Origin of the sequence: Pseudodonghicola xiamenensis DSM 18339 (assembly GCF_000429365.1) — a bacterium.
In the GTDB taxonomy this organism is placed as follows: Bacteria; Pseudomonadota; Alphaproteobacteria; order Rhodobacterales; family Rhodobacteraceae; genus Pseudodonghicola; species Pseudodonghicola xiamenensis.
Map to the genome: position 1 here is coordinate 119,780 of NZ_AUBS01000003.1, position 18,927 is coordinate 138,706.

An 18,927-nucleotide genomic window follows, 5' to 3' on the forward strand; every position below is an offset into this window, starting at 1 on the left:
GTCCGGGCGACAAACGAAAGCACCCGCCGGGATGGGCGGGCGCTGTAACAGGTCTGGCGGTGGTCCTTACGTCCGGGTCCAGCCCAGCGTCTTGGCCAGACGGTCCTGCGCGGCGAGGTATTCGCGTTCCAGCCGCTCCACTACCTGGGCCGCCGGCAGCACCTCGCGCACCGCGCCGATGCCCTGGCCCGAGCCCCAGATTTCTTTCCAGCTCTTGGGCTTTTCGCGGTTTTCGCCGAAATCCATCTTCGACGGGTCGGAGCGTTCCAGCGCATCCGGATCCATCCCGGCGGCGGCGATCGAGGGCTTAAGGTAGTTTCCCCAGACTCCGGTGAAGAGATCGGAATAGACAATGTCGTCGGCTCCGTATTCGACGATCATCCGCTTGTAGCCCTCGACGGCATTGGCCTCTTCGGTGGCGATGAAGACAGATCCGGCATAGCCGCCGTCTGCCCCCATGGCCTGCGCCCCCAGGATGCTGTCGCCGCGTGCGATGGAGCCCGACAGGAACAGCGGGCCATCCCACCAGTCGCGGATTTCCTGCACCAGGGCGAAGGGCGACAGCGCACCGGCGTGACCGCCCGCGCCGGCGGCGACGGCGATCAGCCCGTCGGCCCCCTTTTCTACCGCTTTCTTGGCGAACTTGTTGTTGATCACATCGTGGAAGGTGATGCCGCCCACCGAATGGGCTGCGTCATTCACCCAGGTTTGCGCACCAAGCGAGGTGATCCAGACCGGCACCTTGTACTTGACGCAAAGCTCCACATCCCGCTCCAGCCGGCCGTTCGACCGGTGGACGATCTGGTTGACCGCGAAGGGGGCGGCGGGGCGATCCGGGTTTTCCTGATTGTGACGGTCAAGCTCTTCGGTGATCCGCTTCAGCCAGCGTTCCAGCTCGATCGGTTCACCGTCCTTCTCGCGCGCATTGAGCGCCGGGAAGGAGCCGACGATGCCGGCCTTGCACTGGGCAATCACCAGATCCGGGTTCGAGATGATGAAAAGCGGGCTGCCGATCAACGGCAGGCGCAGATGCGCAAGGGCTGCGGGCATCGTCACTGGTGGTTCCTTTCGTTCCTCTTCTGCGGCTCGCAAAACTCAGTTCCGCAAGCCGCCTCCCTAGAGGATTTCTCGGTCGCCGCCGGAAGTCGGGCAAGTGCGACGTCACGTGAAAACCGCCCCGGGCCGTCCGAGGCGAGGGCATGAAAACCGGTTGTCCGGCGCAATCAGCCTTTAGGATCGGTGGTCTGCGTCGTCGTCGTCGGGCTGTCGGGGCGGCTTTCCTCCCGCAGGTAAACCTGAGTGGCAGGCAGCGCGAGGTCTGAGCCATGAGCGTCGATGATCGCGCGGATGTCGATCAATAGCTCTTCCTGCACAGCGAGGAAGGCACTCATGTCGAAGGCGCTGATATTGGCGTAAACATCTATATTAATGGAGAAATCGCCGTATTCCACCAGCCTGACCCGCAGCGGTTGCGACAAGACGGCGGGATGCGCCTCCAGCCGGTCGCGGATCGCGGCGAGCAGAGCGGGGATCGTTTCGCCCTTGGTTTCGTAGGTTAAGCCGATCTTGTGGCGAAACAGGAAAACATCGCGCTGGCTGAAGTTGGTTATCTTTCTTTTGGCCAGATCGGCGTTGGCGATGGTGATCAGGGTCCGATCCAGCGCGCGGATGCGGGTGGAGCGGATGCCGATTTCCTCGACCGTGCCGGCGAGGTCGTCGAACTGGCAGAAATCGCCGATCCGGACGATTCGGTCGGCATAGAGGATGATGCCGCCGATCAGGTTTTCGATGGTTGGCTGCGCGGCGAGCGCGATGGCCAGACCGCCGACACCAAGACCGGCGACGACGCCATAGATCGGAATGCCGATGCGGGTGGCGCCATAGCCGACGATCAGGATCGAGATGGCGAAGGAAATCACCCTGTATCCGGTCCGCAGCAGGCTGGAATCAAGCCCGCCACTGGTCAGAGTGGTCCGCTGCAGGACCCGGTCGTAGATAAGCTGGAGCGCCTGATAAGTCAGCCAGGCTGAGGCAGCCCAGACGCAGGCGCTGCTTGCCGTGGCGATGGTCTGCATCAGCGGACCGGTGATGTTGACGTCGGTTTCACACAGGTTACGAAACAGATTTGCCGCGACGATGACGACGGTCGGGGCAATGACGCCTGCCCAGCCCCGGGCGCTATGGGTGTCTTCGGTTTGGCGTCGCTTGCTGCGCCAGCGGGCGAAAAGCCCAAGGGCCACCAGATAGAGCAGGATCAGCAGAATGAGGGCCAGCCATTGCCATAGGGCCTGCCCTGCGAATGTCTGTTTCGGCCAGGCGGGGCCTTCAAGGATATATTCGTACCAGCGCGGTGCCACCAGGTCACCTGGCGTGTAGATGTAATAGCTGAACAGATCTTCGCTCCGGTCGGCCTGCAACGGCAGCGCCTTGATGGTCTCGTAATCGTCGGGAATGCGGTCGACCGTGCTGGCGGTGAACAGATATTGGCCGTTTTGTTCGCCACCGTCCTGCCTGGCGATGATCAGGCTGGTGCCGGGAAGGAGCCACTGGGTGGGAAGGTCGGCGCCGGGCGAGGTACCGGTGAAATCCCCGGCCGGGTCGCCGGGCACTTCGGCAAGATTGGGCAGATAAATCCGATCGAGGATTTCCTGCGCCTGCAGAACGATTTCAATTCCGACCCGGTCCCGCGCGGTGGCGGGAATTTCAGACAGATCAAAGATCTTGCTGGCTTTTTCCAGGAGGGCTTTGACATGAACGAGACGGAGCTTTTGCTCTTTCGTCATGAGCAGGCTGTCACCCGAGAAAAAGGAATCGCGGACGTCGATCCAATCGGTGCTGGCTGCACGCATGATCAGCAGGAAGCTTTCCAGCGTTGCGCGCGGACTGGTGGTATCGGGCGGGGAGATCGGATTTTCGATCATGCGGAGCTGGCGTTCCGACAGTTCGGTCGCATTGGGCTGGACGCCGTCCTGCGCCAGGACGCTGAGTGGCAGGGTCGACGCGATGGCGATGACAAGGAGAATCCGGATGAAGTTGATTGTCTTCAAGGCCGACTTTTTCATCGTTGCCCCTTTTGTCGCTTTGATTTTAGCCTTTCATAAAAGGCTTTCCCTGTTGGTTTGGTGGTAACCGAGCGAGATTTTACGGTCAAATCCTTTACCGCTTATTGTGAATGCAGTGTGTTCGTGGCGGAAAAATGTGCGGCGGGCCGGAGAAATCTAGGCTGCGCGCAAGAGGCGCGCGCGTGCCGGCTGTGTCCTCGGGCGCCCCTGGGGCGGTGAGAGTTGGGGCGGAAGGATGGTGTTGTCCGATGAAAACAAAAAACCCCTGGAAACCGAAGTTTCCAAGGGTTTTTTCGTGTACGACTTTGGTGCCCAGGAGAGGACTCGAACCTCCACGTCCATACGGACACTAGCACCTGAAGCTAGCGCGTCTACCAATTCCGCCACCTGGGCAGGTGTCGTGAGGCGGGTCTTTAAGGGTGGTAGCGGGGGGTGTCAAACGGAAAAAGCATTCAGGTCCATTTTTTTCCGTTTTTCTTTTCTCCGGAGTGCGCCGGTTGTGGCATCGGTCCTGGCCGGGTCGCCGGGGCGACGTTTTTCCGCCTTGTTCCTATGGGCTTGGAACGCTAAATCGGGGTGGAACCGATGAGCAGGAGCATTGCCATGTCGAAACTGGTCACCATCTACGGCGGATCGGGCTTTGTCGGACGTTATATCACGCAACGGATGGCAAAGGCCGGCTGGCGCGTGCGCGTCGCTGTGCGCCGTCCGAACGAGGCGCTTTTCGTGAAACCCTATGGCGCTGTCGGCCAGGTCGAGCCGGTGGCTTGCAATGTCCGTGACGACGCCTCTGTCGCTGCGGCGATGCAGGGGGCGGATGCGGTGATCAATTGCGTCGGCATCCTGGCGAAAGCCGGCAAGAACACTTTTGACTCCATCCATGTCGCAGGCGCCGAACGGATCGCGCGCCTTGCCGCGCAGCAAGGTATCGCGCGCATGGTCCATATTTCGGCCATTGGTGCCGACACTGGCGCCAGCAGCGAATATCTGCGGACCAAGGGCGCGGGCGAAGAGGCGGTGTTGCGTCATCTGCCCGATGCCACGATCCTGCGCCCGTCGGTGATCTTTGGGCCCGAGGACAATTTCTTCAACCGCTTCGGTGCGATGACTCGCAAAGGGCCGTTCCTGCCGCTGGTCGGGGCCGAAACCAAGTTCCAGCCCGTCTATGTGGACGATGTCGCCCATGCTGCCGAACTGGCAGCGACCGGCGCCGCCGCGTCGGGCGTGTATGAGCTGGGCGGTGCCAAGGTCGCCAGCTTGCGCGAGCTGATGGGGCTGCTGCTGGACGAAGTCTATCGCCGCCGGATCGTGATCGGTCTGCCGTTCTGGGTGGGCGGTTTGATCGCGTTGGCCGGTGATATCGTGCAGGGCGTCACGCTGGGGCTGCTCAGCAACAAGGTTCTGACCCGTGATCAGTTGCGCAGCCTTAAGACCGACAGCGTGGTGTCCGAGGGCGCCAAGGGGTTCGCCGATCTGGGCATCGAGCCTGCCAATCTGGAGACGGTGCTGCCGGAATACGTATGGCGGTTCCGCCCGACCGGCCAGTACGACGATATCACGCGTTCGGCACGCCAACTGCGCCCCTGATCGGTTTCGATACAGTGTAAGAAAACCCGCGGTCCAGCCGGATCGCGGGTTTTTCGATTCTGCGGGGGGATGCTGTTACCTGTAGGCGATGATCAGAAGCACGACGCCCAGGATGACCCGATAGATCACGTAGGGGGTGAAGCTGACGCTGCGCAGCAGTCGCATCATCAGGCTGAGCGCCAGCAGTGCCGAGACAAAGGCAAATGCGGCGGTGATCGCACCATCGCGGGCGGCGGCCAGATCGGCATGGGCTGCGACCTCTCCGCCCAGAAGGATACCAGAGGCGGCGATGGTCGGGATCGACATCAGCATCGACAGCCGCGCGGCCTCGGACCTTGTATAGCCGAGCTGTCGTCCGGCGGTGATGGTGATCCCCGAGCGTGAGGTGCCTGGGATCAGCGCCACCGCCTGCCACAGTCCCATGATCAGCGCGTCTTTCAGCCCCCAGTCGGCGCCGGTTTTGACGCTGGTGCCGGTCTGGTCGGCCCAGTAAAGCGCGATGCCGAAGATCAGCATGGTCCAGCCGATTACCGCGATCGAGCGCATCGCGTCGCTCAGTCCGGTGACATTCAGGATCAGTCCGACGATCACAACTGGAATGGTGGCGACGATAAGGCTGAGCGACAGTCTGGCGCCGGGGGTATCCGCCTTGCCGCGCATCAGCCGGGGCAGCCCGGCGAAACCTTCGGCAACATCCCGCCAGAAATACAGCGTGACGGCCACCAGCGTGCCGACATGGACGGCAACGTCAATCACCTGCCCTTGATCGGCAAGCCTGGTGAGCTGGGGCAGGAGAATCAGGTGGCCCGAGGAAGAGATCGGCAAAAACTCGGTAATCCCCTGAATCACGGCGATTAGGAGGAGTTGCAATATCGGCATGACAGGAATGGCCCTAATGAGGGTAGCTCTAGTGCCTCATATAATAAGTATCTGCATTGAAAAGGAAAGTTTGTATTTAGGTCCGGATTGATACCTATATTTCGATCAAATTGATTGGCGCTACCAGGGTGGGCAGCAAAAAAAGTGAAAATAGGTCAGTGCGACTGACTTTTAATCGTCTCGCGCTTCTCATATACGGTCGCTGCTAAGCTATCATGGAGTCCGAGCCGTGGCCAAACAACCGATGCTGAAATTCGTCGACATCCAGCGGGACATGCCGTCGAAGCGCGCCGCGGATGAGCGCAAGAAGGACTTTCACGAAATTTACGCGGAGTTCGCCGGGGCAAAGGCAACCGAGCAGGCGAGCCGCTGTTCGCAATGCGGGGTGCCCTATTGCCAGGCCCATTGTCCGCTGTCGAACAATATCCCCGATTGGCTGCGTCTGACGGCGACGGGCCGTCTGGCCGAGGCCTATGAGCTGAGCCAGGCCACCAACACCTTTCCGGAAATCTGCGGTCGTATCTGTCCGCAGGACCGCCTGTGCGAAGGCAATTGCGTCATCGAGCAATCGGGCCATGGCACGGTCACCATTGGTGCGGTCGAGAAATACATCACCGATACTGCTTGGGAAAACGGTTGGGTCAAACCCGCCGCCCCGGTCACGGAACGCGCTGAAAGCGTTGGCATCATCGGGGCCGGCCCGGGTGGTCTGGCCGCGGCCGACATGCTGCGCCGCGCCGGCATTCAGGTCACGATCTATGATCGGTATGATCGTGCCGGCGGGTTGCTGACCTATGGCATTCCTGGCTTCAAGCTGGAAAAAGACGTGGTCATGCGCCGCAATGAGCTGCTGGCCGAGGGTGGTGTGACCTTCGTGATGAACTGCAACGTCGGCGTGGACATCTCTTTCGAGGAGATCCGCGAAAAGCACGATGCGGTGATCATTGCCACCGGCGTCTACAAGTCGCGCGATCTGGAAATTCCCAACAGCCGGTCGGGCGGCATCGTTCGCGCGCTCGATTTCCTGACCGCCTCGAACCGCAAGAGCTTTGGCGACGCGGTGGAGGAATACGACAACGGAACGCTCAGCGCCGAAGGCAAGCGCGTGGTGGTGATCGGCGGCGGCGATACCGCGATGGACTGCCTTCGGACCTCGATCCGCGAGGGCGCGGTCAGTGTCAAATGTCTCTATCGCCGCGACAAGGCCAACATGCCGGGCTCGCAACGCGAGGTGAAGAACGCCGAGGAAGAAGGCGTGATCTTCGAATGGCTGAGCGCGCCCAAGGGCTTTACCGAGGACGGCGGCAAGGTTTCCGGTGTGATGGTGCAGAAGATGCGGCTCGGGGCGCCCGACGCCAGCGGTCGCCAGGCGCCCGAGGTGATCGAAGGTGCGGATTATGTCGAAGAGGCCGATCTGGTGATCCAGGCACTTGGCTTCGAACCCGAGGATCTGCCCAAGCTCTGGGGCGTCGACGGGCTGGATGTGACCCGCTGGGGCACCGTCAAGGCGGAATTCACCACCGGTGCCACCGCGCTCGACGGGGTGTATGCGGTGGGCGATATCGTCCGCGGTGCCTCCCTGGTGGTCTGGGCGATCCGCGACGGGCGTGATTGTGCCCAGGCGATTATCGAACGTTTCGCCGCCCCTGCCGCTGTCGCGGCTGAATGATCACGAAAGGCCCCGGGGGAGCCCTCCCCCGGCAAAGACCGGAACCGGTCGCTTTGCAGCAAAATACCGCTTTGCGGCGATCCGGTCGGGTGTACTGACCTAAGCTTGGGAAACCGGGAATGACGGATCGAAAGGGACAATGCATGTGCGGCGCGGTGACGCTTGCCGTGCGCGACGTGCCGCGCGATTTCGGCGCTTGTCATTGCAGCATGTGCCGCCGCTGGGCGGGATCGGCGTTGCTGGCGGTGACAGTGCCCGAAACGTCGGTGAGCTGGACGGGAACCGAGGCCATTCGCACCATCCAGTCGTCGGATTGGGCAGAACGTGCCTGGTGTGACCGCTGCGGAACCGGACTTTGGTATCGGGTAACCGCCGAAGGGCCGCACAAGGGAAATTACGAACTGCCCATCGGGCTGTTCGACGACTCCAACGGAATGATCATGAACAGCGAGATCTACATCGACCTCAAGACCGACGCTTTCGCCTATGCTGGCGAACGCAAGCGGTACACCGAGGCCGAGACGATGGCGCTGTTCGGTCTCGAGGGGGGCGCAGAATGACTGTGGAACAGCTGATTGCAGACCGGGGGCGGGCGATGGAGCCCGATGAGCGCGCGGGCCGGGAGGCGGCGCTTTTGGCTGAAATGGATCGCGGCGCGAACTGGTTTCCCGAAGCAGACACTTGGACCGAAGAATATCAGAGCCTGCACCTGCCGCTGGAGGCCGGGATCGTTTCGCCCGAGCTGGCCAGCGAAAGCTTTCGCTGTGACGTGGTGCGGCGCCTGGTCGAAACGGCGGCCGCCATTGCGCGGAACAAGCCTTCGGGGGCCGGCCATGCGCGGGTTGCCGCGATCATCGACTGGCCGCTTCTGGTCGGGTCCGAGATCTGCGTGTTCTTCGACCGGGCCTATGAGCGCGGCTTCGCCCCCGAGGGGGAACGCGAACACGGCCGCAGCTATTGGCCGGGCGGTTGGGTCAGTTCCCGAGACCCTGAGGGCAACCTCTTCGACCAGCTAGATATTCCGATGCCCGACGGCTTCGCCGCGCGCGGCATCGCCCTGACTGAATACAGCAAAGATACCGATCACACCTACCGCTATGAACGCTGGGTGGCGATGGAAACCCTGGAAAGGATCGCCTGATGACCAAATTTGATGAAAACTGGGTCCGCGCCGAGGAAGCCAAGCGTAAGTGGATGGCGGAAAACGGCATGTATTCCGAAGAGGACGAGCATTCCTCTTGCGGGGTCGGGCTGGTTGTCTCCATCGACGGTGAGAAAAGCCGCCGGGTGGTCGAATCCGGTATTCAGGCGCTGAAGGCGGTCTGGCACCGGGGCGCCGTCGACGCCGATGGGAAAACCGGCGATGGCGCCGGCATCCACGTGCAGATCCCGGTTCCCTTCTTCTATGATCAGATCCGCCGCACTGGCCACGAGCCGAACCACGGGGAACTGATGGCGGTCGGTCAGGTGTTCCTGCCGCGCACCGACTTCGGCGCCCAGGAAACCTGCCGGACCATCGTGGAAACCGAAGTTCTGCGCATGGGCTACTATATCTACGGTTGGCGCCACGTGCCGGTAAACATCGGCGTGCTGGGCGAAAAGGCCAACGCGACCCGGCCGGAAATCGAACAGATCCTGTTGTCGAACTCCAAGGGCGTCGATGAGGAAACCTTCGAGCGCGAGCTTTACGTGATCCGTCGCCGGATCGAAAAGGCCGTGGCGGCTGCGGGTATCCACGGGCTTTACATCGCGTCGCTGTCCTGCCGGTCGATCATCTACAAGGGGATGATGCTGGCCCAGGACGTGGCCGAGTTCTATCCCGACCTCAAGGACGAAAGGTTCGAAAGCGCCTTCGCGATCTATCACCAGCGCTATTCCACCAACACCTTCCCGCAGTGGTGGCTGGCCCAGCCGTTCCGCATGTTGGCCCATAACGGCGAGATCAACACGCTGAAAGGCAACCTCAACTGGATGAGGAGCCACGAGATCCGGATGGCCTCGGCGACCTTTGGCGAGATGGCCGAGGATATCAAACCGATCGTTCCGGGCGGCTCATCCGACTCGGCCGCGCTCGACTCGGTGTTCGAGGTGCTGGTTCGTGCCGGACGCAAGGCGCCGATGGCAAAGACCATGATGGTGCCGGAAAGCTGGTCGCAACAGGCGGTGGAATTGCCCAAGGCCTGGCGCGACATGTATTCCTACTGCAACTCGGTGATGGAGCCCTGGGACGGCCCCGCCGCCCTGGCGATGACCGATGGCCGCTGGGTCTGTGGCGGGCTTGACCGCAACGGCCTGCGCCCGATGCGCTATGTCGTCACCGGCGACGGGCTGCTGATCGCCGGCTCCGAGGCCGGGATGGTCGCGGTCGACGAAAAGGGCGTGCGTGAAAAAGGCGCGTTGGGCCCGGGCCAGATGATCGCGGTGGATATGGAAGAGGGCAAGCTGTTCCACGATACCGAGCTCAAGGACAAGCTGGCTGCCAGCCAGCCCTTCGGTGACTGGGTCAGCAAGATCAACGATCTGGACGAGGAACTGGCGCGGGTCACCGAAAAGCCGCTGTTCTCCGGCACTGAGCTGCGTCAGCGGCAGATTGCGGCCGGCTATTCGATGGAAGAGCTGGAGCAGATCCTGGCGCCGATGGCCGAGGACGGCAAAGAGGCGCTGGCCTCGATGGGCGACGATACGCCCTCGGCGGTTCTGTCGAAGCAGTACCGTCCGCTCAGCCACTTCTTCCGGCAGAACTTCAGCCAGGTGACCAACCCGCCGATCGACAGCCTGCGTGAGTATCGGGTGATGTCGCTGAAGACGCGGTTCGGCAACCTCAAGAACGTGCTGGATGAAGACAGCTCCCAGACCGAGATCATCGTTCTGGAAAGCCCCTTTGTCGGCAATGCCCAATGGGCCGAGATGGCACGCCATTTCAACGCGCCGCTGGTCGAGATCGACTGTACCTTCACCCCAGGCGAACCCGGAGCCCTGCGTCAGGAGCTGATCCGCATCCGGGCCGAGGCCGAGGACGCGGTGCGTTCGGGGGCCGGCCACCTGGTGCTGACCGATCAGCATTCCGGCGTCGACAAGGCACCGATGCCGATGATCCTGGCCACAAGTGCGGTGCACAGCCACCTGATCCGCAAGGGTCTGCGGACTTTCTGTTCGCTGAACGTGCGCGCTGCCGAATGTATCGACCCGCATTATTTCGCGGTGCTGATCGGCTGCGGCGCCACCGTGGTGAACCCCTATCTGGCCGAGGATTCGATCGCCGACCGGATCGACCGGGGCCTGCTCGATGGCACTCTGACCGAGAATATCGCGCGTTATCGTAACGCCATCGACCAGGGTATGCTGAAGATCATGGCGAAGATGGGGATTTCGGTGATCTCCTCCTATCGCGGTGGCCTGAACTTCGAGGCGGTGGGCCTGTCCCGCGCCATGTGTGCGGAATATTTCCCCGGCATGCTCAGCCGGATTTCCGGCATCGGCGTCAGCGGCATCCAGCACAAGATCGAAGAGGTGCACGCCAAGGGCTGGGCCTCGAATTCCCAGGTGCTGCCGATCGGCGGCTTCTACAAGGCGCGCAAATCGGGTGAAACTCACGCCTGGGACGCGCAGGGCATGCACATGCTGCAGATGGCCTGCAACCGCGCCTCTTACGAGATGTGGAAGCAATATTCGGCCAAGATGCAGTCGAACCCGCCAATCCATCTGCGTGACCTGCTGGACATCAAGCCGCTGGGCAAGGCGATCCCTCTGGAAGAGGTGGAAAGCATCACCGCGATCCGCAAGCGGTTCGTCACCCCGGGCATGTCGCTGGGCGCGCTCAGCCCCGAGGCGCACAAGACGCTGAACGTGGCGATGAACCGCATCGGCGCCAAGTCGGATTCGGGCGAGGGCGGTGAAGATCCGGCGCATTTCGTGCCGGAGCCGAATGGCGATAACCCGTCTGCCAAGATCAAGCAGGTGGCCTCGGGCCGCTTCGGTGTAACTGCCGAGTATCTGAACCACTGCGAAGAGCTTGAGATCAAGGTTGCCCAAGGGGCGAAACCGGGCGAGGGCGGCCAGCTTCCGGGCATGAAGGTGACCGAGCTGATCGCACGCCTGCGCCATTCGACCAAGGGTGTGACGCTGATCTCGCCGCCGCCGCACCACGATATCTATTCGATCGAGGATCTGGCGCAGCTGATCTATGACCTCAAGCAGATCAACCCGCGTGCCAAGGTGACGGTGAAACTGGTGGCCTCCTCCGGCGTCGGGACGATTGCCGCAGGTGTGGCCAAGGCGAAGGCGGATATCATCCTGGTCTCCGGTCATAACGGCGGCACCGGTGCGTCGCCGGCGACCTCGATCAAATATGCGGGTCTGCCGTGGGAAATGGGCCTGACCGAGGCGCATCAGGTGCTGGCGATGAACCACCTGCGCGACCGGGTCACGCTCAGGACAGACGGCGGGCTGCGGACCGGTCGTGACATCGTCATGGCGGCGATGATGGGTGCCGAGGAATTCGGCATCGGCACCGCTGCGCTGATCGCGATGGGCTGCATCATGGTGCGTCAGTGCCAGTCGAACACCTGCCCGGTGGGCGTCTGCACCCAGGATCCGAAGCTGCGCGAAAAGTTCACCGGCAACGCCGACAAGGTGGTCAACCTGATCACCTTCTATGCCCAGGAAGTGCGGGAAATCCTGGCTTCGATCGGGGCGCGGTCGCTGTCGGATGTCATCGGTCGTGCCGATCTTCTGACCCAGGTCAGCCGTGGATCGGCGCATCTGGACGATCTCGACCTCAACCCGCTGCTGATCACTGTCGATGGCGCGCATGAGATCGTCTATAACCGTGACAAGCCGCGCAATGTGGTGCCCGACACGCTGGATGCTGAAATCGTCCGCGATGCGGCGCGCTTCCTGAAGGAAGGCGAAAAGATGCAGCTGTCCTATGCGGTGCAGAACACCCATCGGACCGTCGGCACCCGCACGTCGAGCCTGATCGTGCAGAATTTCGGCATGCGCAACGCCTTCCAGCCAGATCATCTGCATGTGAAGCTGCAAGGCTCGGCGGGCCAGTCGCTGGGCGCCTTCGCCGCCCCGGGGCTGAAGCTCGAGGTCTCGGGCGACGCCAACGACTATGTCGGCAAGGGTCTGTCGGGGGGCACCATTGTGGTACGCCCGCCGATGATGTCGCCGCTGGTCGCCGAAGAGAATACGATCATCGGCAACACCGTGCTTTATGGGGCGACCGACGGGTATCTCTTTGCTGCCGGCAAGGCGGGTGAGCGTTTTGCGGTGCGCAACTCCGGCGCCAAGGTGGTGATCGAGGGCTGCGGATCGAACGGCTGCGAATACATGACTGGCGGCGTCGCCGTGATCCTGGGGGACATCGGTGCCAACTTCGGCGCAGGGATGACCGGGGGCATGGCCTATCTCTACGATCCGGAAGGCAAGGCCGAGACGCTGATGAACCTGGAAACCCTGGTGGTTGGCCCGGTGGTCATGGATCACTGGGAAAACGAGTTGAAGGGGCTGATCGAACGCCATGCGGTCGAGACCAACAGCCGCAAGGCCGCCGCGATCCTGCAGCATTGGGAGCTGGAAAAAACCAACTTCCTGCAGGTTTGCCCGATCGAGATGCTCAAGCACATCCCCGTGCCGTTGAGCCGCGAGACCGAGGCAATGCCTGCAGAGTGATCTGAGCGCTGAGCTGAAATCGGAAAACCCCGCCCATCTGGCGGGGTTTTCTGTTTGGCGGATGGACCCGGGGCGCCCTCGGGGACGATCAGCGCGGCGCGCAACCCGTGCCGGTTTGCCAACCCGCTTGACCGGCCCGCGCCGGGCGGGCAAGCAGGGCGCATGGCGAAAAAGACAACATCGAAAAAGTCTGGCAAGACCGCTCCGGCCAGGACCCCCGCGTCCGGCGGCCGCCTCTTGCGCTGGTTTCGACGTTGGGCGCTTCGGATCGTGCTGGTGCCGGTGACGCTGGTCATCGTGCTGGTGCTGCTTTTTTCGCTGGTGAATCCGCCGATCACCCTCACCATGTGGCAGGAACACGGGAAATACGGCCGGTTGGAGCGAAGCTGGATGCCTCTGGACGACATCGCTCCGGTGATGGCGCGGTCGGTCGTCGCGGCGGAGGATGCCAATTTCTGCCTGCACTGGGGATTTGACGTCACCGCGATCCGTGCGGCGCTGGAGGACGGCGGTGCCCGTGGCGGCTCGACCATCAGCCAGCAGGTGGTGAAGAACGTATTCCTCTGGCAGGGGCGAAGCTGGACGCGCAAGGCGCTGGAAACCCTGATCACGCCACTGGTCGAGATCTTCTGGTCCAAACGCCGCATTCTCGAAGTCTATCTCAACGTCGCGGAAACCGGCGAGGGCGTCTTCGGTGTCGAGGCGGCGGCACAGAGGGCCTTCGGTGTGCCGGCGGCAAAGCTCTCGGCTCGCCAGGCGGCGCTGATCGCCGCGATCCTGCCAGCGCCCCGCTCACGCTCGGCGGCGAAACCTTCGGATCGGGTCAGCCGCCGCGCCCGCGCGATCGCGGACGGCGCGGCCACCATTCGCGCAGATGGGCGAGCGGCCTGTTTCGAGGATTGAAAATCCGTGCCCATAGGGGCTATTGGTTGTCCACTGCTTCCAACCGATATTGATGTCACTATGACCACAGCCCGCCTGTTCCACATGCCGCTCTCTCCCTTCTGTCGCAAGGTTCGCCTGGTCCTTGCCGAAAAGCGGATCGAGGTGGAGCTGGTCGAGGAACGTTATTGGGAAGCAAGCCCCGATTTCCTGCGCCGTAACCCGGCTGGCAAGGTGCCGGTGCTGCGCCTGGATGGTCGTACCATGGCGGAAAGCGCCGCGATCTGCGAATATCTCGATGAAACCCGTCCCGATCCGCAGTTGATGCCGCGCGATCCCGCCGAACGGCTCGAGGTGCGCCGCCTGATCGGCTGGTTCGACGACAAGTTCCATAGTGAGGTGACCTCGAAACTGCTCTATGAGCGGGTTAACAAGAAGGTCAGCGGCAAGGGCTATCCCGACAGCGGTAACGTCAAGGCCGGGTCGAAGGCGATCAAATATCACCTGGATTACATGCACTGGCTGTTGGATCATCGCCGCTGGCTGGCTGGTGACAACATGACGCTCGCCGATTTCGCCGCCGCCGCACATCTGAGCTCGCTCGATTATATATCGGACGTGGACTGGAACCGCTCAGCCGTTGTCAAGGACTGGTACGCCAAGATCAAGTCGCGCCCGGCCTTCCGGTCTATCCTGGCCGATCAGGTCCCGGGCTTTCGGCCGCCGCCGCATTACACCGATCTGGATTTCTGATCGGGGCGCGCGCGGGGCAAGTGTCGACAAGGGGGCCGTCTGCCCCCTCGCGGCCCTATGGGCCGCTCACCCCCGAGGATATTTTGAGCCAGAAAAAGACAGATAGCCTGAAACAGAGACTGCTGGAACAAGCCCGTGCCGAAGGCTTCGTGACGGCGCGCATCTGTCGGCCCTGGGATATCCCTGAGGTGCCGGCGCGGCTTGAGGCCTTTCTGCAGGCGGGGTATCATGGCCAGATGGGCTGGATGGAGGAACGCAGCCATTGGCGCGGCAATCCGCATCAGCTGTGGCCCGAGGCGCGCTCGGTCATCATGCTGGCAGAAAGCTATACGCCCGACCACGATCCGCGCGCCATCCTGGCGCAGCCGGACCGGGGGGCGATTTCCGTTTACGCGCAGAACAAGGATTACCACGATCTGGTCAAGAAGCGGCTTAAGCGGCTGGCGCGCTGGCTGATCGCGGAAGGTGGTGGCGAGGTGAAAGTCTTCGTCGATACCGCCCCGGTGCCGGAAAAGCCATTGGCGCAGGCGGCGGGTCTCGGCTGGCAGGGCAAGCACACCAATCTGGTCAGCCGGGATTTCGGTAACTGGGCCTTTTTAGGCTCTATTTTCACCACACTCGATCTGCCCGCCGATGCGCCGGAGCGGGACCATTGCGGTTCCTGCACCGCTTGCCAGACCGCCTGTCCGACCGATGCCTTCCCGGCGCCCTATCAGCTCGATGCGCGGCGCTGCATTTCCTACCTGACCATCGAATACAAGGGTCCGGTGGCGGAAGAGCTGCGCGCAAAGCTCGGCAATCGCATCTATGGCTGTGACGATTGCCTTGCTGCCTGTCCCTGGAACAAATTCGCTGTGGCGGCCAGCGACATTCGCTATGCTGCGCGGGATGATCTTAAGGCACCCCAGCTTGCCGATCTCGCGGCGCTCGACGATGCCGGCTTCCGCACCCGCTTCTCCGGTTCACCCATCAAGCGGATCGGGCGGGATCGTTTCATCCGCAACGTGCTCTACGCCATCGGAAATTCCGGGGATCAGAGCCTGATTTCGACCGCTCGGGCCTTGACCGACGATCCTGATCCGACCGTCGCCGATGCCGCTCGCTGGGCATTGGCGCGGCTTGGCCTTTTTTCTGGCTGAAAATATCCTCGGGGGGCGCGGGGGCAGACAGCCCCCCGTCGTCCTTGATCAGAGTCTATTCCGCCGCGCGTTTCGGCAGCACCCAGCCGGGGCGCGGAAAATGGCAGGTATAGCCGTTGGGGTGCTTCACCAGGTAATCCTGATGCTCTTCCTCAGCCTGCCAGAAATCGCCCACCGGCTCCACCTCGGTCACCACGCGGCCGGGCCAGAGGCCCGAGGCATCGACATCGGCAATGGCCTCCAGCGCCACCGCCTTCTGCTTCGCATCGACATAATAGATGGCCGAGCGATAGCTCAGTCCGATGTCATTTCCCTGACGATTAGGCGTGGTTGGATCGTGGATCTGGAAAAAGACCTCCAGTACCTGGCGATAGCTGATCTTCTCGGGGTCGAAGGTGATCTCGATCCCCTCGGCATGGGTGCCGTGGTTGCGATAGGTGGCATTGGGTACGTCGCCGCCGGTATATCCCACCCGGGTCGACACAACCCCAGGCAGCCGCCGGATCAGATCCTGCATCCCCCAGAAACATCCCCCCGCCAGCACGGCGCGTTCGGTCTTGGCCATTCTCTTATCCCTCCACCTGGTCCAGATAGGCGCCATAGCCCTCGGCCTCCATCTCCGCGCGCGGGATGAACCGCAGCGAGGCCGAGTTTATGCAATAGCGCAGGCCGCCGCGATCGCGCGGCCCGTCGGGAAAGACATGCCCCAGATGGCTGTCGCCATATTGTGATCGCACCTCGGTGCGGACCATCCCGTGGGAATGGTCCTCGATCTCGACGACATGGGCCGCTTCGATCGGCTTGGTGAAGCTGGGCCAGCCGCAATGCGACTCGAATTTGTCGGCCGAGGCAAACAACGGTTCGCCCGAGACGATATCGACGTAGATCCCCGGCGCGGTGTTATAAAGCAGCTTGCCAGTGCCCGGCCGTTCCGTCCCGCTTTGCTGGGTGACGAAATATTCCTCCGGCGACAGGGCGGCAATGGCGGCGGGGTCTTTGCTGTATGTGGTCATGCATGATCTCCTGCACCTCTTTGATGCATTAGATGGGTCGGTTTCGCCAGAAGCAAAGGGGGGCTCGCTCGTCTTTGATCGGCTCGGCGGACCAGTGGCCGACGGGCTGCGGGACCTCCACCATCTGCATGGCGATGAAATTCAGTCCAAGACAGAGCGTGTTCTGACACAGGTCGAAGAGCGGCAGGCCGGCAAGGGCGTGTCGTTGCGGTCAGGCTGTCTTCTTGCGCAGGACCAGAAAGGTCATCATGCCAAGCGGCGGCAGGGCCTTCCTCTCTTCGATCTCAAGCATGTCCTCGCCCAGAACGGTTTCGATGGCAAAGTCGGAATGCCAGCCCAGTACATTGGCGAAGGGAGCCGAAACGCGCTCAAGAACCGCCAGCGGGCCATCTTCGCGCTTGAAGTGGTTGGTAATCACCACCTGGCCGCCCGGTTTGCAGACCCGGCAGATTTCCGTCATCACCCGTTCCGGCTCGGGCACCACTGACAGCACGTGCATGGCGGCGACAGTGTCGAAATGATTGTCGGGAAAGTCGAGAGCGCGGGCATCCATCTGGCGCAGCGCCTCGACTTGGGTCAGCCCCAGGCGGGTGACTTTTTTCTTGGCCTGAGCCAGCATCTCTTCGCTGTAGTCGATGCCGGTGACCCGGAGGTCAGAGCGATAGAATTGCAGGGCCAGGCCGGTGCCGACGCCGACTTCGAGCACATTGCCTTCGCGAGCGTTGATGTAGTTGACGGCCCGCCGTCGTCCGTCGTTGGTGATCGCTCCGAAGGTCTTGTCATAGACAGGTGCCCAGCGGGCGTAGGAGTTCTGAACGGCTTTGATATCCAACGGACTAACCCCTGTGGCTGGTGGTGGACGGTTTGGTCAGCAGACCCCACAGCAATGTGCCGGCATAGAACAGGCATAGCATGACCAGGGTGATCCAGAAATAGATCAGCAGCGCCGCGGCAAAGAGCGCGAAAGCGACCAGAAAGAATTTCACATTCTCACGAGAGATCTTTGCGGTCTTGAACGACCAGGTGGGCATCCGGCTGATCATCAAAAGGCCGATCAAGGCGATATAGAGGCTGATCAGGCTGGAGGGCAGCCGCGGCATGCTGGGCAGGGCAAAGGCCAGGAACAGCGGCAGCATCATCAGAAGCGCCCCGGCGGGCGATGGAACGCCCTGGAAGTAGGCGCCGGAACTGCTGCCCTCTTCGGATTTGGACGAGACATTGAAGCGCGCCAGCCGCATCACGCAGCAGACTGCATAGATCAGCACCGCGATCCAGGCACCGTTGCGCATATCCTGCAGCGCCCAGTAATAGGTCACCAGCGGCGGGGCGACGCCGAAGTTCAGGAAATCGGCGAGTGAGTCGAGTTCGGCCCCCATCTTGCTGTCACTGCCGAGGATCCGGGCCAGCCGCCCGTCCAGCCCATCGAGCACGCAGGCGGCAAGGATCAGCTTGACCGCCAGGGCCACATCGCCGGCGATGCCGAAACGGATCGCGCTGAGCCCGGCGCAGATCGCGGCGATGGTCAGCATGTTGGGCAGGAGCTGGATCAGAGGAAACTTGTCGGAAGAGCTTTCTTGCATCGACGGCCCTCAGTCGGCCGGGGATGTGGCTGTCAGGTCGGCGATCACCGTTTCGCCGGCCACCATGGTCTGGCCGAGGCTGACCAGAGGTTCCACGCCATCGGGCAGATAGACATCGAGACGCGATCCGAAGCGGATCAGGCCAAAGCGTTCACCGGTCTGCATCCGGTCGCCGGGCTTGGCAAAGCAGACGATGCGCCTGGCCACGAGGCCGGCGATCTGGACCACGGCGATGGACCGCCCGTCGCCCATGCGAATCGCCAGGCTGTTGCGTTCGTTATCCGTGCTGGCCTTGTCGAGCGATGCGTTGAAGAATTTTCCAGGCCGATAGGCTATGGCGGTGATCTCGCCGGCGATGGGCGTCCGGTTCACGTGGCAGTTGAAAACGTTCATGAAAACGCTGACCCGGGTGAGCGGCGCATCGGGCAGGCCCAATTCGGCCGGCGGCACCGCCGGTTCGATCAGCGACACGATACCGTCCGCGGGGCTGACGATCAGCCCGGGGCGCTGTGGGGTGGCCCGTTCGGGATCGCGAAAGAAGTAATAGCACCAGACCGTCAGCCCGACGCCGATCCAGCCCAGCACGTCCCAGATCAGGAACAGCAGAACGGTGACAACGGCAAAGGCCGCGACGAATTTGATCCCCTCCCGATGCATCGGTTTGACGAAGGTATCCATCATTCGCAT

Annotated in this window: 16 protein-coding genes and 1 tRNA gene; 8 read left to right on the forward strand and 9 right to left on the reverse strand. The window is 62.3% G+C overall.

From position 1 onward, the window contains the following. Nucleotides 1-66 precede the first annotated feature (66 nt). The 3 genes from G455_RS0105650 to G455_RS0105660 all read right to left on the reverse strand — a co-directional run bounded on the left by G455_RS0105650 (nucleotide 67) and on the right by G455_RS0105660 (nucleotide 3,455). Nucleotides 67-1,050, reverse strand: a complete 984-nt coding sequence (locus G455_RS0105650; RefSeq protein WP_407636238.1) for an NAD(P)H-dependent flavin oxidoreductase — start codon at nucleotides 1,048-1,050, stop codon at nucleotides 67-69. A 173-nt stretch (nucleotides 1,051-1,223) separates the two neighbouring features. Then, nucleotides 1,224-3,062, reverse strand: coding sequence for a mechanosensitive ion channel family protein (locus tag G455_RS23405; RefSeq protein ID WP_051312213.1), 1,839 nt, complete (start codon nucleotides 3,060-3,062; stop codon nucleotides 1,224-1,226). A 306-nt stretch (nucleotides 3,063-3,368) separates the two neighbouring features. Continuing rightward, a tRNA-Leu gene (locus G455_RS0105660) sits at nucleotides 3,369-3,455 on the reverse strand. A 210-nt stretch (nucleotides 3,456-3,665) separates the two neighbouring features. Here G455_RS0105660 and G455_RS0105665 point away from each other — a divergent pair. Further along, nucleotides 3,666-4,649 carry a complex I NDUFA9 subunit family protein gene (locus tag G455_RS0105665; RefSeq protein WP_028092804.1) on the forward strand — a complete coding sequence of 328 codons (984 nt, stop codon included), beginning with the start codon at nucleotides 3,666-3,668 and terminating at the stop codon, nucleotides 4,647-4,649. A gap of 75 nt (nucleotides 4,650-4,724) precedes the next feature. Here the strand turns inward: G455_RS0105665 and G455_RS0105670 are convergent, their stop codons facing one another. Further along, entirely contained in the window at nucleotides 4,725-5,528 is an 804-nt protein-coding gene (locus G455_RS0105670) for an undecaprenyl-diphosphate phosphatase (RefSeq protein WP_028092805.1), read from the reverse strand. Nucleotides 5,529-5,757: 229 nt separating this feature from the next. Here G455_RS0105670 and G455_RS0105675 point away from each other — a divergent pair, with 229 nt between their 5' ends. The 7 genes from G455_RS0105675 to queG all read left to right on the forward strand — a co-directional run bounded on the left by G455_RS0105675 (nucleotide 5,758) and on the right by queG (nucleotide 15,647). Further along, nucleotides 5,758-7,197 (forward strand): NAD(P)-dependent oxidoreductase, encoded by a 1,440-nt coding sequence (locus tag G455_RS0105675; RefSeq protein WP_028092806.1) that lies wholly within the window; start codon nucleotides 5,758-5,760, stop codon nucleotides 7,195-7,197. A 119-nt stretch (nucleotides 7,198-7,316) separates the two neighbouring features. Beyond that, on the forward strand, nucleotides 7,317-7,757 hold the full coding sequence (locus G455_RS0105680; RefSeq protein WP_028092807.1) for a GFA family protein: 441 nt from the start codon (nucleotides 7,317-7,319) through the stop codon (nucleotides 7,755-7,757). After that, nucleotides 7,754-8,338 (forward strand): DUF3916 domain-containing protein, encoded by a 585-nt coding sequence (locus tag G455_RS0105685; RefSeq protein WP_028092808.1) that lies wholly within the window; start codon nucleotides 7,754-7,756, stop codon nucleotides 8,336-8,338. Before G455_RS0105680 ends, G455_RS0105685 begins: the two co-directional genes overlap by 4 nt. After that, nucleotides 8,338-12,873, forward strand: coding sequence for a glutamate synthase large subunit (gltB, locus tag G455_RS0105690; protein WP_028092809.1), 4,536 nt, complete (start codon nucleotides 8,338-8,340; stop codon nucleotides 12,871-12,873). The genes G455_RS0105685 and gltB overlap by 1 nt, the downstream gene beginning before the upstream one ends. Nucleotides 12,874-13,035: 162 nt before the next feature. Continuing rightward, entirely contained in the window at nucleotides 13,036-13,776 is a 741-nt protein-coding gene (gene mtgA / locus G455_RS0105695) for a monofunctional biosynthetic peptidoglycan transglycosylase (protein WP_028092810.1), read from the forward strand. A 60-nt stretch (nucleotides 13,777-13,836) separates the two neighbouring features. Then, complete coding sequence (gene fzlA, locus G455_RS0105700; RefSeq protein ID WP_028092811.1) at nucleotides 13,837-14,508, forward strand: FtsZ-binding protein FzlA; 672 nt, start codon at nucleotides 13,837-13,839, stop codon at nucleotides 14,506-14,508. 83 nt (nucleotides 14,509-14,591) lie between these two features. Further along, nucleotides 14,592-15,647 carry a tRNA epoxyqueuosine(34) reductase QueG gene (gene queG / locus G455_RS0105705; protein ID WP_035366218.1) on the forward strand — a complete coding sequence of 352 codons (1,056 nt, stop codon included), beginning with the start codon at nucleotides 14,592-14,594 and terminating at the stop codon, nucleotides 15,645-15,647. 55 nt (nucleotides 15,648-15,702) lie between these two features. Here the strand turns inward: queG and msrA are convergent, their stop codons facing one another. The 5 genes from msrA to G455_RS0105730 all read right to left on the reverse strand — a co-directional run bounded on the left by msrA (nucleotide 15,703) and on the right by G455_RS0105730 (nucleotide 18,927). Further along, nucleotides 15,703-16,212, reverse strand: a complete 510-nt coding sequence (gene msrA, locus G455_RS0105710) for a peptide-methionine (S)-S-oxide reductase MsrA (protein ID WP_028092813.1) — start codon at nucleotides 16,210-16,212, stop codon at nucleotides 15,703-15,705. Between the two features lie 4 nt (nucleotides 16,213-16,216). Beyond that, nucleotides 16,217-16,660: a peptide-methionine (R)-S-oxide reductase MsrB gene (gene msrB, locus G455_RS0105715; protein WP_028092814.1), complete on the reverse strand. Its 444-nt coding sequence runs from the start codon at nucleotides 16,658-16,660 to the stop codon at nucleotides 16,217-16,219. A 211-nt stretch (nucleotides 16,661-16,871) separates the two neighbouring features. Next, on the reverse strand, nucleotides 16,872-17,492 hold the full coding sequence (locus G455_RS0105720; RefSeq protein WP_028092815.1) for a class I SAM-dependent methyltransferase: 621 nt from the start codon (nucleotides 17,490-17,492) through the stop codon (nucleotides 16,872-16,874). A gap of 4 nt (nucleotides 17,493-17,496) precedes the next feature. Beyond that, entirely contained in the window at nucleotides 17,497-18,240 is a 744-nt protein-coding gene (gene pssA, locus G455_RS0105725) for a CDP-diacylglycerol--serine O-phosphatidyltransferase (protein WP_028092816.1), read from the reverse strand. Between the two features lie 9 nt (nucleotides 18,241-18,249). Then, entirely contained in the window at nucleotides 18,250-18,927 is a 678-nt protein-coding gene (locus G455_RS0105730) for a phosphatidylserine decarboxylase (RefSeq protein ID WP_028092817.1), read from the reverse strand.

Bases quoted from the DNA above. Each gene is read 5' to 3' on its own strand.
- G455_RS0105650 (WP_407636238.1), bottom strand. From the start codon at position 1,050: ATGCCCGCAGCCCTTGCGCATCTGCGCCTGCCGTTGATCGGCAGCCCG.
- G455_RS23405 (WP_051312213.1), bottom strand. From the start codon at position 3,062: ATGAAAAAGTCGGCCTTGAAGACAATCAACTTCATCCGGATTCTCCTT.
- G455_RS0105665 (WP_028092804.1), top strand. From the start codon at position 3,666: ATGTCGAAACTGGTCACCATCTACGGCGGATCGGGCTTTGTCGGACGT.
- G455_RS0105670 (WP_028092805.1), bottom strand. From the start codon at position 5,528: ATGCCGATATTGCAACTCCTCCTAATCGCCGTGATTCAGGGGATTACC.
- G455_RS0105680 (WP_028092807.1), top strand. From the start codon at position 7,317: ATGACGGATCGAAAGGGACAATGCATGTGCGGCGCGGTGACGCTTGCC.
- G455_RS0105685 (WP_028092808.1), top strand. From the start codon at position 7,754: ATGACTGTGGAACAGCTGATTGCAGACCGGGGGCGGGCGATGGAGCCC.
- gltB (WP_028092809.1), top strand. From the start codon at position 8,338: ATGACCAAATTTGATGAAAACTGGGTCCGCGCCGAGGAAGCCAAGCGT.
- mtgA (WP_028092810.1), top strand. From the start codon at position 13,036: ATGGCGAAAAAGACAACATCGAAAAAGTCTGGCAAGACCGCTCCGGCC.
- fzlA (WP_028092811.1), top strand. From the start codon at position 13,837: ATGACCACAGCCCGCCTGTTCCACATGCCGCTCTCTCCCTTCTGTCGC.
- msrA (WP_028092813.1), bottom strand. From the start codon at position 16,212: ATGGCCAAGACCGAACGCGCCGTGCTGGCGGGGGGATGTTTCTGGGGG.
- msrB (WP_028092814.1), bottom strand. From the start codon at position 16,660: ATGACCACATACAGCAAAGACCCCGCCGCCATTGCCGCCCTGTCGCCG.
- pssA (WP_028092816.1), bottom strand. From the start codon at position 18,240: ATGCAAGAAAGCTCTTCCGACAAGTTTCCTCTGATCCAGCTCCTGCCC.
- G455_RS0105730 (WP_028092817.1), bottom strand. From the start codon at position 18,927: ATGCGAATGATGGATACCTTCGTCAAACCGATGCATCGGGAGGGGATC.